The organism is Sporosarcina aquimarina (assembly GCF_019748715.1).
Taxonomy (GTDB): domain Bacteria; phylum Bacillota; class Bacilli; order Bacillales_A; family Planococcaceae; genus Sporosarcina; species Sporosarcina newyorkensis.
Genome location: NZ_JACLBZ010000028.1, coordinates 1 through 15685, shown reverse-complemented (window position 1 = coordinate 15685; position 15685 = coordinate 1). Strand labels below are relative to the sequence as shown.

The window sequence follows — 15685 nt, the reverse complement described above, 5'->3', positions numbered from 1 at the left end:
AATTATAAGTACATTATCATAATTATACGGTATTAATCAACTAAGACACGTTCTCCTAGCATCCGTACTGCATGTACATCTTGACAAAAACCTTTCAATGCATTCACAATCTTAGGCACGCGTGATTCCTGTCTTACTAAGCCAAAAACAGTCGGACCACTGCCACTCATCAATACGGCATCTGCTCCGAAGCGTTCCATTTGCTCCTTAAGCACCACCACTTCATCATGTAATCCCATCGTGACAGGTTCTAGCACGTTTCCTAATGAAGAACACATTTTATTATAGTCACCTTCTTTTAAGGCTTCTATCATTTGCGCAGTTTTCGGGTGTGATACAGTCGATAAATCTAGCTGACCATAAATGTTTCCAGTCGACACGCCGATAGACGGCTTCGCTAAGATTACCCAGCAATTCGGCGGAGGCGATAAATGAGTAATTTTCTCTCCTCGCCCATTTGCAATCGCTGTCCCTCCATAGACACAAAAGGAAACATCCGAACCAATCTCTGCTCCAAGCACTGCCAACTCATCCAACGAGAGGCCCAATTTCCACAAACGATTCAACCCTCGCAAAGTAGCTGCAGCATCCGAACTTCCGCCTGCAAGCCCTGCAGCAATTGGAATATTCTTATCTAACGTTATTTCAACGCCTTCATTTACCCGATATCGTTTTCGCAATAAGTCAGCAGCTTGATAAGCTAAGTTTTTGCGATCATTTGGGACAAAGCGGTGAGACGCTTTAATCGTAATGGAGCGCTCTGATGTAAGTCGAAGCCATATACGATCAGCCAAGTCAACGGTTGTCATGATCATTTCTACCTCATGGAATCCGTCTGGCCGTTTATGCAGCACATCTAAAGTTAAGTTGATTTTCGCAGGTGCCTTTTCGTAAATCATGATAAAAGCTCCCTCCCCACAGCATGTTCTTGCTCATTATATTACCACACAATAGATAGAACATAGGAAGAATAAACGAAAAAAGAACTGCAAGCGTTTTCGCTTTTGCAGTTCCTTTTGTCAGCCTGTTTTGGATTCTCCGGGACATAGGATGGATTATTTTTTCTCCTCCGCTTGCCTGCTTGCCATTTCAATCGCACGTTTCACCATATTGCCCGCATCACGTGATCGAATTCCGCCCCAACCTTCTCGCTGTACAACATCATAAAAGCCAAGGTCTTTTGCGATTTCTTCTTTCAACTGATCTGACATGACGCCTTTTCTCGCCATTCGGTTTTCCTCCTTTTCGGCTGACTACTATAGGATGTGCCGAAATAAAAAAAATACAAGTGTTTATTTTATAAATACTCTTTATCCCAGGAGATTAAGGCGCAACAACCCACGTAATGAATGTGCATCATTGACCTCTTACTTTTAGAAAACTGTTTAAAATAATAAAAAAACCTGTACATGAACTACTTGTACAGGTTTGCTAGGAATTAAATTAAAAAAATTGCATCTTGTAATTATTTGATGATAAAGGCAGTTTGATCCGCACCATCAAGAATTGTTATTTCAACCGCTTCGGTCAAAATATCTGCATAGCTGTAAGAAACTCTTTCAAACGCATTGTCATCCTGGTCTAACTCTACTACGAAAACTGCACGATACGTGTCGCGCAAAACTCCGGCATGTTCGATCGTCTTTTTTCGACCGCCATTAGCCTTTAGGTGGAGACGTTTCCCTAAATGAGCATCCAGTGACTTTTTAATGTCTGCTAATGTTTTTGGCATGTTGCTTACACCTCACTAAATACTAGCATAACATTTTTCGGAAGATCTGTCAACCAAATTTTTTATTTTAACAGTGATCCTATGTCTTTGTCAAATGTTTTATGAAAAATTCCCTCATTTTTCACAATAAAATTTGATTGACTTTTGTCATGATTTCGGTGTATGGAAATACGGGTATAATGCATTCGAAAGCTTGATGAACTCTGGAATTGACAGTGTTTCTCCTCTTCTTCCGGGATCCACTTCAGCAACTTCGAAAGCCTTCTGAATTAGCTCCTTCTTCTCTTTGCCCTCCGGCAGCGAAGACTGTAAGTTATTCCATATTGTCTTACGGCGATGAAGGAATGATCCCTGAGTTACGATAAACAAAAACTCTTCATCCACTACATCAGGGTACGCATTTTCCTTACGTGTTAAACATAAAACTGCTGACTCTACATTCGGTTGCGGAATAAAAACAGTTTTAGGCACGATCATCGACACTTCTGCATCCATATAATATTGCACGGCTATGGATAATGAGCCGTATGCTTTCGTACTCGGGACCGCTGTGATGCGATCGGCCACTTCCTTTTGCATCATGATGACCAACTGTTTAACCCGTGCCTTTTCCATTAGGAATTTCATGATTATTGGAGTCGTTATATAATATGGCAAATTGGCAACAACTACGATGTCTTCGTAGTCGGCAAATTGTTCCTCTATTACTTGATGAAGATCGGCCTTCAGGACATCTTGATGCAGTACCGTGACATTCGGGTACGGAGACATAGTGTCTTCCAACACCGGAAGCAGACGACCATCTATTTCAAACGCCACTACTTTTCCCGCTTGCCGTGCCAAATGCTCTGTCAGCGCACCGATTCCTGGCCCTACTTCAATAACGCCTGTATTTTTTGTTATAGCTGCGTGGGATACGATATTATGCAATACATTCGGGTCTACCAAGAAGTTCTGTCCTAAACTCTTTTTGAATGAAAACCCGTGCTTTTGTAATATTTCCTTCGTCCTCATCGGTGTTGCGATGTCTTTATACATCAGTATTCATTTCCTCCTCGTCGAGAACTTTTATTACCTCTTCTAGCTGTTCCTGAGATATTCGGAACATCTCCAAACGCTTTTTCAAACCTTTCCCGTTGACCTGTCCAATCTGCAGTAACTCACTCAGCCGGTCACGACGTTTTCTAGATTCATCGTGACCGATCAGCTTGGCATCCAGCAGCCGCGCCATAGGGATCTCCTCTATTGTATGCACACTTACCGTGTAAACAGAAGCCAAGGCATGACGAATCGACTCATCACTTGCATGTTCTATACCTAATCCACGGCCATTCTTAGCAATCGTATCTTTTTTTGAAAGAAACGCGTGCTTGACGCCGGGTACTTGTTCTTCAACAATTGCCCGTATGCGTCTGCCAGGAAAGTCTGGATCTGTAAAGACGATGACGCCCCGTGTCTTTTGTGCATGACGAATTCGCTCAATCGTCTGTTCATTGACAGCAGAACCATTCGTTTCAATCGTATCTGCGCCTGTTGCTCTTTTGACTGCGATGGTGTCTGACTTTCCTTCCACCACAACAACTTCTTCTATATTCACAGGATTCCTCTTTTCTTACCATATCATTCTTTCTATTTTACTGTTTTTTCGCATGCTGCACAACCATACTGGCCACGTTGTCTAAAGACGAAAAAACCGGCAAAGGAAAGAGTTACTCTCCTTTACCGGCGTTGTATAGTCAGTTAATTACTTTGATCTTAACTTGGCGGCGTCCAAATTGATAAGCTTGAGCTTTGGTCGGCATGTGCAAATCGATACGATTGCCTTTAATAGCGCCTCCTGTATCTCCTGCAACTGCGTAACCATAGCCTTCAACCCACACTTTAGATCCTAACGGAATGACACTCGGATCGACCGCAATCACTTTTAAATTTGGGTTTGCGCGCAAGTCGATACCTGTCGCCGTGGTTCCTGAACACCCGTTGCAATAAGCAGTATATGCACTCGCATTAGCATAGAACTCACGTCCTCCGCTCGGTGCGTCACTACGTGAAACACCTACATTGCCATCGCTCTGAGAATTAGCACTAGCGACCATAACTTTTGAACCGACACGTACCACTTTATGTGTAGGCTTCTCAATCACTTTCTCGCTAACTAATTCACGAGATACTACTTTTCCATTTTTCTTTGTGACTTCAAACCTCCGCTGAACTTTCCCTTTTTTGCCTTCTTGAACCACTTTTTCGCGGCCTTTCAGCAATTTAGGATCAGTTTTCGTTTGCACTTTGAAGTTCTCTGATTCTTCCACTACATCGGTGACCTTTTCTACTCGTGCAATGTTTACTGTAGCATTAGACGCTGTTAACTTTGCTTTCGAATCTCCTTCTACTTTATCCAATTCAGTGAGCCGGATATTTTGATCCCTTAAAAAGTCAGCGACCGTAGTCGAAGTTGACCAGTGTGTACTCTCTTTTCCACCGTCTTTTACAATGACTTGGAATGCCTTTTCGACGGTGATCGGCTGATTATCTGAAATATTCGCTGCCAGAGCAGGTTCTACTTCATCATGTGTGGTAACATCAACATTTGCCTTCTTTAGTACATCCTGTACTGTCTGTTCCGTCGTCCACAGTTCTTGCGTCTTGCCATCGACATCTATAGTAACTTTTTTCGCCTGTTTCCATTGGATGGCCAAGCCATGCTCAATTGGTGTATCCATCGAAGGTTCAAGATGGTCATGTGTCTTCACTTGTATGTCGTTAGCGGCTAGAAGTTCTTCTACAGTGGCAGCAGCAGTACGCAATTCAGTTTGCTTACCGTTAAGCGCCAAAGAGACTGTCTTCTTTTTGCCGTCAATCAATACGAGTGACGTTGTTGTTATGAATAAAGCCATTGCAATCGCTAGAATTGCAATACGCTTACCCTTCGTTGAAAACGTAAACAGGTTTTTCATGGGTTTCTGAGACATGAAAAAACTCCTCCTTCATTACTCGGCTGAGTATATAGTGTTTGTTTTTGCCTGTCAATCTTTTAAATTAAAAATAACTAGATGACCGCATCACTATATTGTCTGTCAAGAAACGCAAACCCAGTGACCACTATATTCACTGTATACCGAAAAGATGTATGGCATTTTCAGTAGTTTGCCTTGCGACTTGTTCAACCGATATTTCTTTGAGACGTGCAACTTCCTCAGCAACCAGCGGTACGTATGCGGGTTCATTGCGTTTCCCTCTGTATGGATGCGGTGCTAAATATGGCGCATCCGTTTCGATCAATAAATATTTTAGCGGAATCTCTTTTGCTACCTCTTTTGGCATTCTCGCATTCTTGAATGTCACCGGTCCTCCGAGAGAAATTAGGAAATTCATATCAATACATTGTTTGGCCGTTTCAACGCTTCCACCGTAACAATGCATAATCCCACCAACTTCGCTCGCCGATTCTTCCTGCAATATACGGACTACATCGCCCGTAGCATCCCGATTATGAATAATAATTGGCAAGTTCACTTCTTTTGCTAATTGAATTTGTTTACGAAACAGTTCCTGCTGTATGTCCTTCGGTGACTTGTCCCAGTGATAGTCAAGGCCCATCTCTCCAATGCCAACGATTTTAGGATGAGCAGCCAATTCCTTGATCCATTGTAAATCACGATCTGTGCAATCAATCGCGTCAACAGGATGCCAGCCAATTACACCGTAAATAAATGGATAGCGTTCAATTAATTCCATCGCCTTTTCGATCGTTTTTGTATCAAATCCGACCACAACCATTTTTTCTACATTCGCATCGAGTGCACGCTGAATAACCTCTTCCACATCATCTTCGTATTGATCTGCGTTCAAGTGGACATGTGTATCGATAAACATCGTATCTCTCCTCACAGTATTCTCTATTCTATGATCAAAAATTGTGTCTTACATCTCATTCACATTACAAACATGTTACAAACAGGCGGTTGTATATACATACCTTTCCCACCGGATTGAACTAGTAAATCATAATTTATCCTTCAAGTGAATTTATTTGCTCCACGAAAAAAGATGCCCGGTATTAGAACCGGACATCCTTTTTTCGTTAAATTACTTCACTTGTGCTCCATTTTCCAATGAGGAATCGACGGTAGCAAGCTTCAAAACGCCGTCTTTCTTCCCTGCCAGAATCATCCCTTGTGATAATTCACCGCGCAGTTTCACTGGTTTCAGGTTCGCCACGACAATCACTTTCATGCCGACTACTTCTTCAGCATCGTAATGTTCTGCGATGCCTGACACAACTTGACGTTGCTCGTAACCTAAGTCTAGTTGCAATTTCAATAACTTATCGGCTTTCGGCATTTTCTCACACGCCGTCACTGTCGCCACACGCAACTCTACATTCATAAAATCATCAATGGTAATTTCATTCGTTTCTTCTGTCACTTCTTCCACCTCTTCTTGCACTTCAGCGGGAGCCGTGATAGCCATTTGCTGTCGAATATACTCGACTTCTACTTCCGTATCTAAACGTGGGAAGATCGGTACACCTTTTCCGATGACTGTAGTACCATGCGGAATTTGGTAATTGTTTTGTAACGAATCCCAAGCCAGTGAATCTTCCGCAAGACCTAACTGCTCGACCATTTGTTTCGGCGCATTCGTCATGAACGGCTGCAGCAATACCGCTGTGTGATGAAGAGAAAGTGCAAGATGATACATGACAGATGCCAATTTCATGCGGTCTTCTTCTGATTTCGCCAATACCCACGGGGATGTCTCGTCTATATATTTGTTCGTTCGTGAGATTAATGCCCAAACATCCGACAATACAACGCTGAACTGCATTTTTTCCATGGAATGTTCATATTTATTCACTGTTTGTTGGATCATATCATGTAACGACTCATCGTATTCCGTAGAAACCAAGCCTTCCGTCAGGATTTCTCCATCGAAATACTTATTGATCATGGAAATCGTACGGTTCAGTAAATTCCCTAGGTCGTTTGCTAAGTCATAGTTAATACGCTCGACAAATGCTTCCGGAGAAAATACCCCGTCCTGCCCGAACGGAAGCTCTCGTAGTAGGAAATAACGAGTTGCATCCAAGCCGTAACGTTCCACTAACATCTCGGGATAGACAACATTTCCTTTAGATTTCGACATTTTTCCGTCTTTCATCATAATGAAACCGTGTGCAAATACTTTCTTCGGCAATGGCAGATCGAGTGCCATCAAAAAGATCGGCCAATAAATCGTATGGAATCGAACAATGTCTTTTCCTACGACATGGACATCAGCAGGCCAGTATTTTTTAAACAACGAATCATCGTCGGATAAATAGCCAAGTGAGGTAATATAGTTCGTCAAGGCGTCTACCCAAACGTAAATGACGTGTTTTGGATCTCCCGGCACTTTAATTCCCCAGTCAAATGACATACGGGAAACGGACAAATCTTCTAATCCAGGCTTGATAAAGTTATTGATCATTTCATTTTTACGTGATTCCGGCTCAATAAATGTCGGATTTTCTTCATAGTACGCCAACAATCGATCGGAATACTTTTTCATATTGAAAAAATAGGATTCTTCCTCAACGCGCTGGACAGGTCTTCCACAGTCCGGACAATTTCCGTCTTCAAGCTGCGATTCCGTAAAGTATGACTCACACGGTACACATTTCCATCCTTCGTACTTTCCTTTATAGATGTCACCATTATCAAGGAACTTCTGGAAGATCTTTTCTACGACTTTCTTATGACGATCTTCTGTAGTTCGGATCAGGTCATCGTACGAGATGTCCATCAGTTTCCAGAGATTCTTTGCAATATCCGCAATTCCATCGACATATTTAAGAGGTGAAAGGCCTTCTTCCTCTGCTTTCTCCTGTATTTTTTGTCCATGCTCGTCCATTCCCGTTAAAAATCTGACATCATATCCACGCAACCGTTTATAGCGCGCCATAGCATCAGAAGCAATGGTAGTATAAGCCGTTCCTATATGAAATTTTCCGCTCGGGTAATAAATAGGTGTAGTAATATAAAACGTTTTAGATTGATTCTCCACACGAATTCCTCCAAATAAATTAATGTATAGTTTCATTTTATCGGATGTTGTACAAAAGTGCCATGTTCTCATCTAATTAAGTGTATTTATCTATCAATTTCTAAGGGCATGAATGACAAATAACTAGATTTACATATAAACTCTCATTTTTTTCCTATCAAAAAATTGATAAATAATATTATTGTTTTTTTAAGTTCTGATGATTGACGATTATTGGAAGAGTTGGTATGATGTTTAATAGACAAGAGAATCATGTCGAATTTTGACGAATAGAAATTTAGAGTGTAGGAGGAATCCTTGTCATGAAATCTACTGGAATCGTGAGAAAAGTTGATGAGTTAGGCCGTGTTGTTATCCCAATCGAATTACGTCGCACGCTCGGTATTGAGCAAAAAGATGCGTTAGAAATATACGTGGACGATGACAAGATTATCTTGAAGAAGTACATGCCAAATATGACATGCTCTATCACCGGAGAAGTCTCAGACGACAATCTTCGTCTAATTGATGGTAAGTTGATTTTAAGTCCTGAAGGCGCTAAACAACTAATTCAAGAAATCGAAGGTAAAATTAATTAATGAAAAAGAATCCCGGACATTCACTCGTTCTGGATTCTTTTTTATTTCAGAAAGATTTTCCTTAACTTAATTAATCCACATGATACGCCTGGTAGACATCCCGCTTCCCAAGACCTCTTGCTTCCGCCACTTCCCGAATTGCATCTTTTGAACGTATTTCTTTTTGCTCTATCACCTGTTCAACATGATCTTTTATAGACAGTTCCGTCCACCATTCTTCAATTACCTCTTCTTGCACATTGCAATTGCCCTCTACCACTAAGCAAAACTCTCCTCTGATTTCATGAGTGTCCGCCCATTCCACAGCTTCTGCTAGAGTACCCCTCAATAATTCTTCAAAGCGTTTCGTCAGCTCTCGTGCCATGACAATTTTGCGTTCCTCACCAAATTGCTCCGTCAGATTTCGCAAGGTCTGCTTTAAACGATGAGGTGCTTCGTAGAATAACAACGTCTCCTCATAACGTTGCAATTTTTTCAGCTGTTCCTTTTGTTCTTTTTTCTGCCTGGCCAAGAATCCCCAAAATAGAAAGGGTTGCGGCGTAATCCCTGAAGCTACGAGGGCTGTCACGGCCGCGTTAGGTCCGGGAACTGGAACGACTGCAATTTCTTGTTCAATCGCAAGTTTGACGAGATCCGTTCCTGGATCTGAAATACACGGCATACCCGCATCACTTACAATAGCTATATCCTTCCCAGTTTTGAGGTATTCTATAATTTTTTCTCCGGCAACTCGCGTATTATGTTCATGATAACTGATTAACGGCGTGTGAATATCGAAATGATTACACAGTTTGATCGTGTTTCGCGTATCTTCTGCTGCTATAAAATCGACTTCCTGCAAAATACGTATAGCACGGTATGTCATATCTTCTAAATTTCCAATTGGGGTTCCGACAATAAACAACTTCCCTGCCTCTGTCGTTTCGGCACTTTTTTGAGAAACAATCATTCTGTCCGCTCCTTTCGAATATACTGCTCTTTTTGCGAACGATTCAATGTCTTGAATTGATACTCTGCTTGCATCGCCTCTCGTTTCGTCTCATACATTTCACGGTAAACATACCTGACTGGCAAGCGACCTCTCGTATACTTAGCCCCTTTTCCTTCATTATGTACACGCAAGCGCCGTTCTAAATCATTCGTATATCCTGCGTAATACGAGCCATCTATACATTCCAACACATAAAAAAAGTGCTCACTCGTCGCCATACAGTAGGTGCCTCACTTCCTCTGTATAATTTCCATTGGCCTGATATACATATAAAGGAGGCAGGATTTTTAAATCTGGTTTCCCATCCTTTATGGCTTCGATCAATAACGTATTCGCTTCTTTTCCTTCTTTTGGATAGACAAAGCGAATGCGCTTTGGCTCTAGTCGATGCTGTCTCATAGAAGTGATCATATCCAACAGGCGACCCGGTCGATGAACAAATGCTGCCTTGCCACCTTGTTTTAATAATTCACTGGCAGATTGTACTGCTTGATCCAGCTTCAATTCAACTTCATGTCTTGCGATCGTATAATGCTCGCTTTTGTTTCTTGCACTAGCCTCATTTGCGGGAAAATAAGGGGGATTGCACGTAACAGTATCATAGGTATCGTATCCAATCTTCTTGGCAATCCCAATCACATTATCCTGTAAAATCGACAACTGTTCATCAAGTCCGTTATGAGCCACACTTCTTTTCGCCATATCTGCCAGCCGCTCTTGCAACTCAACCCCAACAATTCTCGCTTTCGTTCGTGCACTCAAAAATAAAGGAATGGCCCCATTTCCAGTACACAAGTCCACTACCTTCCCACTTCGAATCGGTACATAAGCGAACCTTGCCAACAATACCGCATCCAATGAAAATGAAAAAACAGAAGGACTTTGAATAATGCGTAAATCCTCTGCTAATAAGTAATCAAGTCTTTCATCGTCTTGTAAATTCATGCCGTACACTCCTTAATCAAAAGAAAAAGCCAATACCTAAAAATAGGAATTGACCCTTTCAACCGTTCTGTTTATTTAAAAATGACAGACAAAACAAACAATCTTCGCCTTTACGGCTGCTGCCATAATGTACATTGCACACATGAAACCCTTCATTGTACAGCCGAGCTAAATTGTCTACACCCTCGCCAACATCTAGCTTCTTCGGACGTTCATCTCGCGCGGTCTCTTCTATATTTTGTGTAATCTTATCGATTTCATCCAGTCGCGTTCGCAGATGATGGTTTTCCAGACGAAGCGAGTGGTTTTCTTCAGTCATCTCTGCGACAAACCCAATAAGTTCCCTGAATTGTTTTTGCATAGAGTCCAACTGTTGTTCAAACTCCATCACCCTGTCAAGAAAGTTCACTTCTTTCAACTGTTCCACCTCGTCATTTCGTCAATTGAGCCATTTCCTTCTGTAAATCCTCAATCTCACTCCACGCATATTCGAGTACCCTTTCAAAAGCTGGCATATTCACTTGCAGCACGCGTTCCAATAAATTTAAGCCAACCACTTTTCCAATCCCGTCTGGCGTTGCCACTTGAGTGCCAATATCAGGCATTTGTGCTTTTGCTTCCTCGTATTCATCATTTTCATACTTTAGACAACACATAAGGCGCCCACAAAGCCCTGAAATCTTCGATGGATTCAACGAAAGGTTTTGATCCTTAGCCATCTTAATGGATACAGGCTCAAAATCTCCTAAAAATGTGGAACAGCACAGCATCCTTCCACACGGTCCGATTCCACCTAGCATCTTGGCTTCATCGCGTACGCCAATTTGGCGCAACTCAATTCTTGTTCGAAAAATCGATGCAAGATCCTTTACCAAGCTGCGAAAGTCAACTCGACCTTCAGCAGTAAAATAGAAGACAATTTTATTGCGGTCAAATGTATACTCAACATCGACTAAACGCATATCCAACCGATGCTCTATAATCTTTTCAGCACAAACATCAAATGCCTGCTCTGCTTCCTGCTGATTTTCTCTAACAAGCTCTCGATCATTCTCATCGGCAAGGCGAATGATCTTCTTCAATGGCAAGACCACGTCTTCATCATCTATTTCATTACTTCGACTAGCAACTTTGCCGTATTCTATGCCTCTTGCGGTTTCTACAATGACATAGTTACCGACTTCAACCGGCATATCCAATGGATCGAAATAATATAATTTACCCGCTTTTTTAAAACGGACGCCTACGACTTTATACAAACAATAACCCCTCCTGCATAGTAAGCACCAATTGTTCTAGTAAAAGCGTACGATTCATATTTTGATGCAATCGTTTTTTTGCCTGCAAGATGGCATCTATTTTTACAGTTAAACTGCTATACGCATTTTTAACAGAATGTTTAGTGAAGGTTTCCAGTTGATCGGGATACGCAATAGTCGATTGCAGTCCCGCTTTCACCGCTACAATATCACGGTATGCAAAGAGAAGCAAGTCTATCCCTTGTTCACAATCACTTTTTTCCTTCATTAAAGGCATCCAATCTGTCTGAATGAACAACAAAGCCTCACCCGGCGATCGCTGTTCAATTGCCTCTACTAATTTTAACACTAATTTCCGTTTCTGTACAAAGGAATCTTCCTGCGTCATTTCATACGCTTCATTGGCATTGGCGGTCATCATGGTAACGGTTGCGGCCAACGATGTCGTTACTCCTTGCTGTATAAGGGCCTCTATGATGGCCTCTCGATTCATGGGCTGTAAAGGTATTCGCTGACAACGTGATTGAATGGTCGGTAAAACAGATGTGTAAGAGTCAGTCAGCAAGATTGCTGTCACATTGCCTTCAGGTTCTTCAAGAAACTTTAATAGGGTATTGGAGGCTGAACTATTCATTCGCTCAGCGTTGGCAATGATATATACCTTACACCCTTCCTCATAACCCTTCTTCGTCATTTTCATAATTAATTCTGCCATTTGATCTTTTTTAATATCCTGTCCGTCCGGTCTGATGGTCACAACATTTGGATGATTGCCTGATTGTATCCTTTTGCAGGAATGACATGTTTCACATGGAACATTTTCTTTTGGATCCATACATAGCAGTAACTTTGTAAAATAACTTGCAATAAGTTCCTTGCCTGACCCATTAGAACCGTCGAATATATAGGCATGTCCAACACGCTGACGTTGGTGAATTGTTTGTAAGCGCTTGATTACCTGTTGTTGAGACTGCAATGCATGATTATTGTCGTTTTCCAACATGCAATCTCCTCCTTGGTAGTTCTTCATAGTTGTTGCAAAAAACCCCGTGCTACCAGTAAAATGCAGCACGGGATTACGTATATAAGTTAATCAAAAGTCCTTTGATTTCGCCGATTTTCGCTAGCAAATCAATGGATGATTCTTCTTCATCCAATAGGGCTTCTGTCAGTGCAATTAGTTTCTCATCAATCGTTCGGACAATCTTTAAACGGCGTCCTTCACCAAATTGATTCCAAGTATGGGATTGTTTTAATTCAATACCGGACTCTACTGACTCCTTCAGAAAGCGTTTAATCAGCATTTTATACTTTGCCATATCACGCAAATTCCGTGACCGCGCGAGCCGATCACCTGCACTTGAAATATCTCCAAATAGGCGGGTGATCTGTTCACTTTGCAGGCGTGCTTCCTGCTTCTCCACCATTTGTCCAAAACGAGCATTTCCTTGCAACTGACGAAGCGGGTCTTTCGGTAATTTATCCATCCCTGTACGATAGTCACCATTGACTTTCATCAGAGTTCACCTCAATATTAAAAATGGTGGAACTGTTCAATTGGCAAGACAAATACGGTGGCTCCGCCTACTTCTACCTCGATTGGGTACGGAATATAGGAATCCGCATTGCCTCCCATAGGTGAAACAGGTGCAACCATCTGATCCCGGGAACGACAATTATCACGAATTAAATCCAAAGCTTTTGAAACTAACTCGTCCTCCACACCCATTAAGAATGTAGTGTTTCCTGCACGAAGAAATCCGCCTGTACTAGCTAACTTCGTATTCCGAAAATCACTTTTAGTCAACGCGGAAGATAATCGGTTACTATCTTGGTCCTGTACCACTGCTACAATCAGTTTCAATGTACTCTCCCCTTTTCCGATTTCTTATATCTACACGGCTCTCTCATCCGGTCCGTGTCTACTTCTAAAGAAGGTTCCTTTCTATTATATCACGAATTCCATTTTAAGTTGACTTCTGAATTTACAATTTCCCATACATTTTCGACTACTTGCAACTCTGACTTCTGTGCATCCACTACTTGTATCCGTCCTTCGGCTCGCGTTATCACTTCTTGATACCCTTTATAGACCCGCTTATGAAATTCCAGTTCTTCCAAGTCTAAACGGTTTTGCTCCCGTTCTGTATCTTTCCAGATTCGCTCCAATCCCACTTCCGGCGGTACATCGAAAAAGATCGTACAGTCAGGCATATGGTCTTCTATCGCAAATAAATTGATTGCTAACACATCGTCCATCCCTAGACCTCGTGCAAAGCCTTGATATGCCAGTGAACTATCAATAAAGCGGTCACAGAGTACGATGCTGCCTTCTTCAAGAGCCGGCAAAACTTTTTCAACTAAGTGCTGCCGGCGTGCAGCTGCATACAATAAGGCCTCTGTCTTTCCATCCATCTCTTGATGATTTGCGTCTAAAATCACTTCACGTATTTTCTCGGCAATAGGAATTCCGCCTGGTTCACGTGTCATTGTAACCGCGCGCCCTTGTTCCTTCAATCTTGCAGCAATCTTATGCAATACTGTCGTCTTTCCTGCGCCTTCCGGTCCTTCAAAACTAATAAATAAACCTCTCAAAAAAAACGTCTCCTATCTATTCACTGACCACTTTAATTTGATTCGACTCTACATCAAAAGCTCCTTGAAAACGAGAGCCTGCTTCCGCTAACACAAGCAGTTGCCGTATATGCGCTTCTGCAACTCTCTCGCCAGCGCATAACAATGGGATACCAGGCGGATAAGGGACAATTGATTCAAAAGCAATTTTACCCTTTGCCTCCTCAATATGCATCCACTCGGCTTTCATTTCTCGTAGCCGATCTGTTGTATAGACCGCTGTCGTTATTGGCAAGTGCGGCATTTTAAGCTTAACCGATGGCTTATCACTTTCCGTTGCACGTAGCAACTCTACTGCATCTCTAAATTTCTTTACCACATCGTTCACAATACCTGCATGATCGGCTTTCACTAAAGGCAACACTAAAAGGACTTGATAAAGATCTGCGAGTTCCGAATAAACGCCTTGTTTTTCTAGTGCGTCTTGCAAAGCGAAGCCTGTATTACCCTCTACGCGTACTAGCAGCTTTAATGGATCATCTACTTCAACCACTTTCACATCGGAAATGCATTGAAGCTCTCGTAGTAACTCTCGCCTGTATGATTGTAAGCTTGCATAATCCGTTTCATTATAAGACTCTACATAATGCCTAGCATCATCCAATGAAGCCATCAACAAGTAGGATGGACTACTCGACTGCAACATATGTAAAAAATGCGCTACTCGTTCTGTTTTAACGAAATTTGAACGTACATGTAAAAATGAAGCCATTGTCATTGCCGGCAATGTCTTATGTGCAGATTGAACCACTACATCCGCACCTAGGCTAAGCGCACTTTCCGGAAATGATTGATGAGCTTTGAAGTGAGCACCATGCGCTTCATCTACTAAAACAGGCACTCTATACGCATGACACTCTTTAATTATTTTACCTAGCTCTCTGTTTGCTACTCCATAGTAAGTAGGATTTGTAAAAACGGCAGCTTTTACGTTGGAAAATTGCTTAAACGCTTCCTTAACATTTGCAACCGACACACCTCCTGCAGTCCGCGTATCTTCATCCCACTGGGGGGATAAAAAAACTGCCCGCGCCCCTGTTAACTCGAGCGCATGAAACACGGACTTATGCGCATTTCGTTGAACCAATACTGCATCGCCTTTCCCCACTGTTGCATACAGCATAGCCAAATTACCAACAGTAGAGCCGTTGACTAAGAGAAAGCTACGAGTACTTCCATGTAAACGTGTCAGTTTCTCTTCCGCTCGCTGAATTACGCCTGTTGGGCTATGCAGATCATCCAAACCAGCAAGTTCGGTAACGTCATAGGCTAATGCCTGTCGCAAATTCTGCGGTAAACCAGACAATGCTCCATGTTTATGTCCAGGCACGTGGAATGAAATAGGCTGCTGTTTACGAAAGTTTTCTAGCGCCTGAATAAGCGGTCGATCTTCATAATTCATCTATCACGCACTCCTTTTCTTCTACTTAGTATATCAAAACTTTCTACTTTCCTCTTCATCTTTCGAGAACACAAAAAAGCCACTCACTATGATGACCAT

19 protein-coding genes are annotated in these 15685 nt (G+C 42.0%); 1 reads left to right on the top strand and 18 read right to left on the bottom strand.

Annotated features, from left to right (window positions below):
* Positions 1–32: 32 nt before the first annotated feature.
* The 8 genes from ispE to metG form a co-directional block, all read right to left on the bottom strand.
* On the bottom strand, positions 33–899 hold the full coding sequence (ispE, locus tag H7J92_RS13090; RefSeq protein ID WP_078818838.1) for a 4-(cytidine 5'-diphospho)-2-C-methyl-D-erythritol kinase: 867 nt from the start codon (positions 897–899) through the stop codon (positions 33–35).
* 156 nt (positions 900–1055) lie between these two features.
* Positions 1056–1229 (bottom strand): small, acid-soluble spore protein, alpha/beta type, encoded by a 174-nt coding sequence (locus H7J92_RS13085; RefSeq protein WP_009499414.1) that lies wholly within the window; start codon positions 1227–1229, stop codon positions 1056–1058.
* A 236-nt stretch (positions 1230–1465) separates the two neighbouring features.
* On the bottom strand, positions 1466–1732 hold the full coding sequence (gene veg / locus H7J92_RS13080; RefSeq protein ID WP_009499413.1) for a biofilm formation stimulator Veg: 267 nt from the start codon (positions 1730–1732) through the stop codon (positions 1466–1468).
* Positions 1733–1879: 147 nt separating this feature from the next.
* On the bottom strand, positions 1880–2770 hold the full coding sequence (gene rsmA / locus H7J92_RS13075) for a 16S rRNA (adenine(1518)-N(6)/adenine(1519)-N(6))-dimethyltransferase RsmA (RefSeq protein WP_009499412.1): 891 nt from the start codon (positions 2768–2770) through the stop codon (positions 1880–1882).
* Positions 2763–3329, bottom strand: coding sequence for a ribonuclease M5 (rnmV, locus tag H7J92_RS13070; RefSeq protein WP_221837355.1), 567 nt, complete (start codon positions 3327–3329; stop codon positions 2763–2765). Before rnmV ends, rsmA begins: the two co-directional genes overlap by 8 nt.
* A 139-nt stretch (positions 3330–3468) precedes the next feature.
* Positions 3469–4701, bottom strand: coding sequence for a G5 and 3D domain-containing protein (locus H7J92_RS13065; protein ID WP_078818840.1), 1233 nt, complete (start codon positions 4699–4701; stop codon positions 3469–3471).
* 136 nt (positions 4702–4837) lie between these two features.
* Positions 4838–5605 carry a TatD family hydrolase gene (locus tag H7J92_RS13060; protein WP_078818841.1) on the bottom strand — a complete coding sequence of 256 codons (768 nt, stop codon included), beginning with the start codon at positions 5603–5605 and terminating at the stop codon, positions 4838–4840.
* Positions 5606–5818: 213 nt separating this feature from the next.
* On the bottom strand, positions 5819–7813 hold the full coding sequence (gene metG, locus H7J92_RS13055) for a methionine--tRNA ligase (protein WP_246602942.1): 1995 nt from the start codon (positions 7811–7813) through the stop codon (positions 5819–5821).
* 266 nt (positions 7814–8079) lie between these two features.
* Here metG and abrB point away from each other — a divergent pair, with 266 nt between their 5' ends.
* Positions 8080–8355 carry a transition state genes transcriptional regulator AbrB gene (abrB, locus tag H7J92_RS13050; RefSeq protein ID WP_009499407.1) on the top strand — a complete coding sequence of 92 codons (276 nt, stop codon included), beginning with the start codon at positions 8080–8082 and terminating at the stop codon, positions 8353–8355.
* Positions 8356–8425: 70 nt separating this feature from the next.
* On the opposite strand, the gene rsmI is transcribed toward abrB, so the two are convergent.
* The 10 genes from rsmI to H7J92_RS13000 form a co-directional block, all read right to left on the bottom strand.
* Entirely contained in the window at positions 8426–9304 is an 879-nt protein-coding gene (gene rsmI, locus H7J92_RS13045; RefSeq protein ID WP_009499406.1) for a 16S rRNA (cytidine(1402)-2'-O)-methyltransferase, read from the bottom strand.
* Positions 9301–9564, bottom strand: coding sequence for a GIY-YIG nuclease family protein (locus H7J92_RS13040; protein ID WP_009499405.1), 264 nt, complete (start codon positions 9562–9564; stop codon positions 9301–9303). The genes rsmI and H7J92_RS13040 overlap by 4 nt, the downstream gene beginning before the upstream one ends.
* Complete coding sequence (locus tag H7J92_RS13035; RefSeq protein ID WP_009499404.1) at positions 9551–10291, bottom strand: tRNA1(Val) (adenine(37)-N6)-methyltransferase; 741 nt, start codon at positions 10289–10291, stop codon at positions 9551–9553. Before H7J92_RS13035 ends, H7J92_RS13040 begins: the two co-directional genes overlap by 14 nt.
* Before the next feature lie 58 nt (positions 10292–10349).
* Positions 10350–10709, bottom strand: coding sequence for a DNA replication initiation control protein YabA (gene yabA, locus H7J92_RS13030; protein WP_040760048.1), 360 nt, complete (start codon positions 10707–10709; stop codon positions 10350–10352).
* Positions 10710–10722: 13 nt separating this feature from the next.
* Complete coding sequence (locus tag H7J92_RS13025; RefSeq protein WP_078818844.1) at positions 10723–11550, bottom strand: PSP1 domain-containing protein; 828 nt, start codon at positions 11548–11550, stop codon at positions 10723–10725.
* On the bottom strand, positions 11543–12553 hold the full coding sequence (gene holB / locus H7J92_RS13020; protein ID WP_221837349.1) for a DNA polymerase III subunit delta': 1011 nt from the start codon (positions 12551–12553) through the stop codon (positions 11543–11545). The genes H7J92_RS13025 and holB overlap by 8 nt, the downstream gene beginning before the upstream one ends.
* 73 nt (positions 12554–12626) lie before the next feature.
* Positions 12627–13067: a YaaR family protein gene (locus H7J92_RS13015; RefSeq protein ID WP_009499400.1), complete on the bottom strand. Its 441-nt coding sequence runs from the start codon at positions 13065–13067 to the stop codon at positions 12627–12629.
* Positions 13068–13084: 17 nt separating this feature from the next.
* The gene (locus H7J92_RS13010; RefSeq protein ID WP_009499399.1) at positions 13085–13414 is read right to left on the bottom strand and encodes a cyclic-di-AMP receptor; all 330 of its coding nucleotides are present in this window, start codon (positions 13412–13414) and stop codon (positions 13085–13087) included.
* A gap of 89 nt (positions 13415–13503) precedes the next feature.
* Positions 13504–14145: a dTMP kinase gene (tmk, locus tag H7J92_RS13005; RefSeq protein ID WP_078818847.1), complete on the bottom strand. Its 642-nt coding sequence runs from the start codon at positions 14143–14145 to the stop codon at positions 13504–13506.
* Between the two features lie 16 nt (positions 14146–14161).
* Positions 14162–15586: an aminotransferase class I/II-fold pyridoxal phosphate-dependent enzyme gene (locus H7J92_RS13000; protein ID WP_078818848.1), complete on the bottom strand. Its 1425-nt coding sequence runs from the start codon at positions 15584–15586 to the stop codon at positions 14162–14164.
* Positions 15587–15685: the final 99 nt, after the last annotated feature.

What these genes read in the sequence shown, in the direction of transcription:
- ispE (WP_078818838.1), bottom strand. Translation starts at nt 899, where the DNA reads ATGATTTACGAAAAGGCACCTGCGAAAATCAACTTAACTTTAGATGTG.
- H7J92_RS13085 (WP_009499414.1), bottom strand. Translation starts at nt 1,229, where the DNA reads ATGGCGAGAAAAGGCGTCATGTCAGATCAGTTGAAAGAAGAAATCGCA.
- veg (WP_009499413.1), bottom strand. Translation starts at nt 1,732, where the DNA reads ATGCCAAAAACATTAGCAGACATTAAAAAGTCACTGGATGCTCATTTA.
- rsmA (WP_009499412.1), bottom strand. Translation starts at nt 2,770, where the DNA reads ATGTATAAAGACATCGCAACACCGATGAGGACGAAGGAAATATTACAA.
- H7J92_RS13065 (WP_078818840.1), bottom strand. Translation starts at nt 4,701, where the DNA reads ATGTCTCAGAAACCCATGAAAAACCTGTTTACGTTTTCAACGAAGGGT.
- H7J92_RS13060 (WP_078818841.1), bottom strand. Translation starts at nt 5,605, where the DNA reads ATGTTTATCGATACACATGTCCACTTGAACGCAGATCAATACGAAGAT.
- metG (WP_246602942.1), bottom strand. Translation starts at nt 7,813, where the DNA reads ATGAAACTATACATTAATTTATTTGGAGGAATTCGTGTGGAGAATCAA.
- abrB (WP_009499407.1), top strand. Translation starts at nt 8,080, where the DNA reads ATGAAATCTACTGGAATCGTGAGAAAAGTTGATGAGTTAGGCCGTGTT.
- rsmI (WP_009499406.1), bottom strand. Translation starts at nt 9,304, where the DNA reads ATGATTGTTTCTCAAAAAAGTGCCGAAACGACAGAGGCAGGGAAGTTG.
- H7J92_RS13040 (WP_009499405.1), bottom strand. Translation starts at nt 9,564, where the DNA reads ATGGCGACGAGTGAGCACTTTTTTTATGTGTTGGAATGTATAGATGGC.
- H7J92_RS13035 (WP_009499404.1), bottom strand. Translation starts at nt 10,291, where the DNA reads ATGAATTTACAAGACGATGAAAGACTTGATTACTTATTAGCAGAGGAT.
- holB (WP_221837349.1), bottom strand. Translation starts at nt 12,553, where the DNA reads ATGTTGGAAAACGACAATAATCATGCATTGCAGTCTCAACAACAGGTA.
- H7J92_RS13015 (WP_009499400.1), bottom strand. Translation starts at nt 13,067, where the DNA reads ATGAAAGTCAATGGTGACTATCGTACAGGGATGGATAAATTACCGAAA.
- H7J92_RS13000 (WP_078818848.1), bottom strand. Translation starts at nt 15,586, where the DNA reads ATGAATTATGAAGATCGACCGCTTATTCAGGCGCTAGAAAACTTTCGT.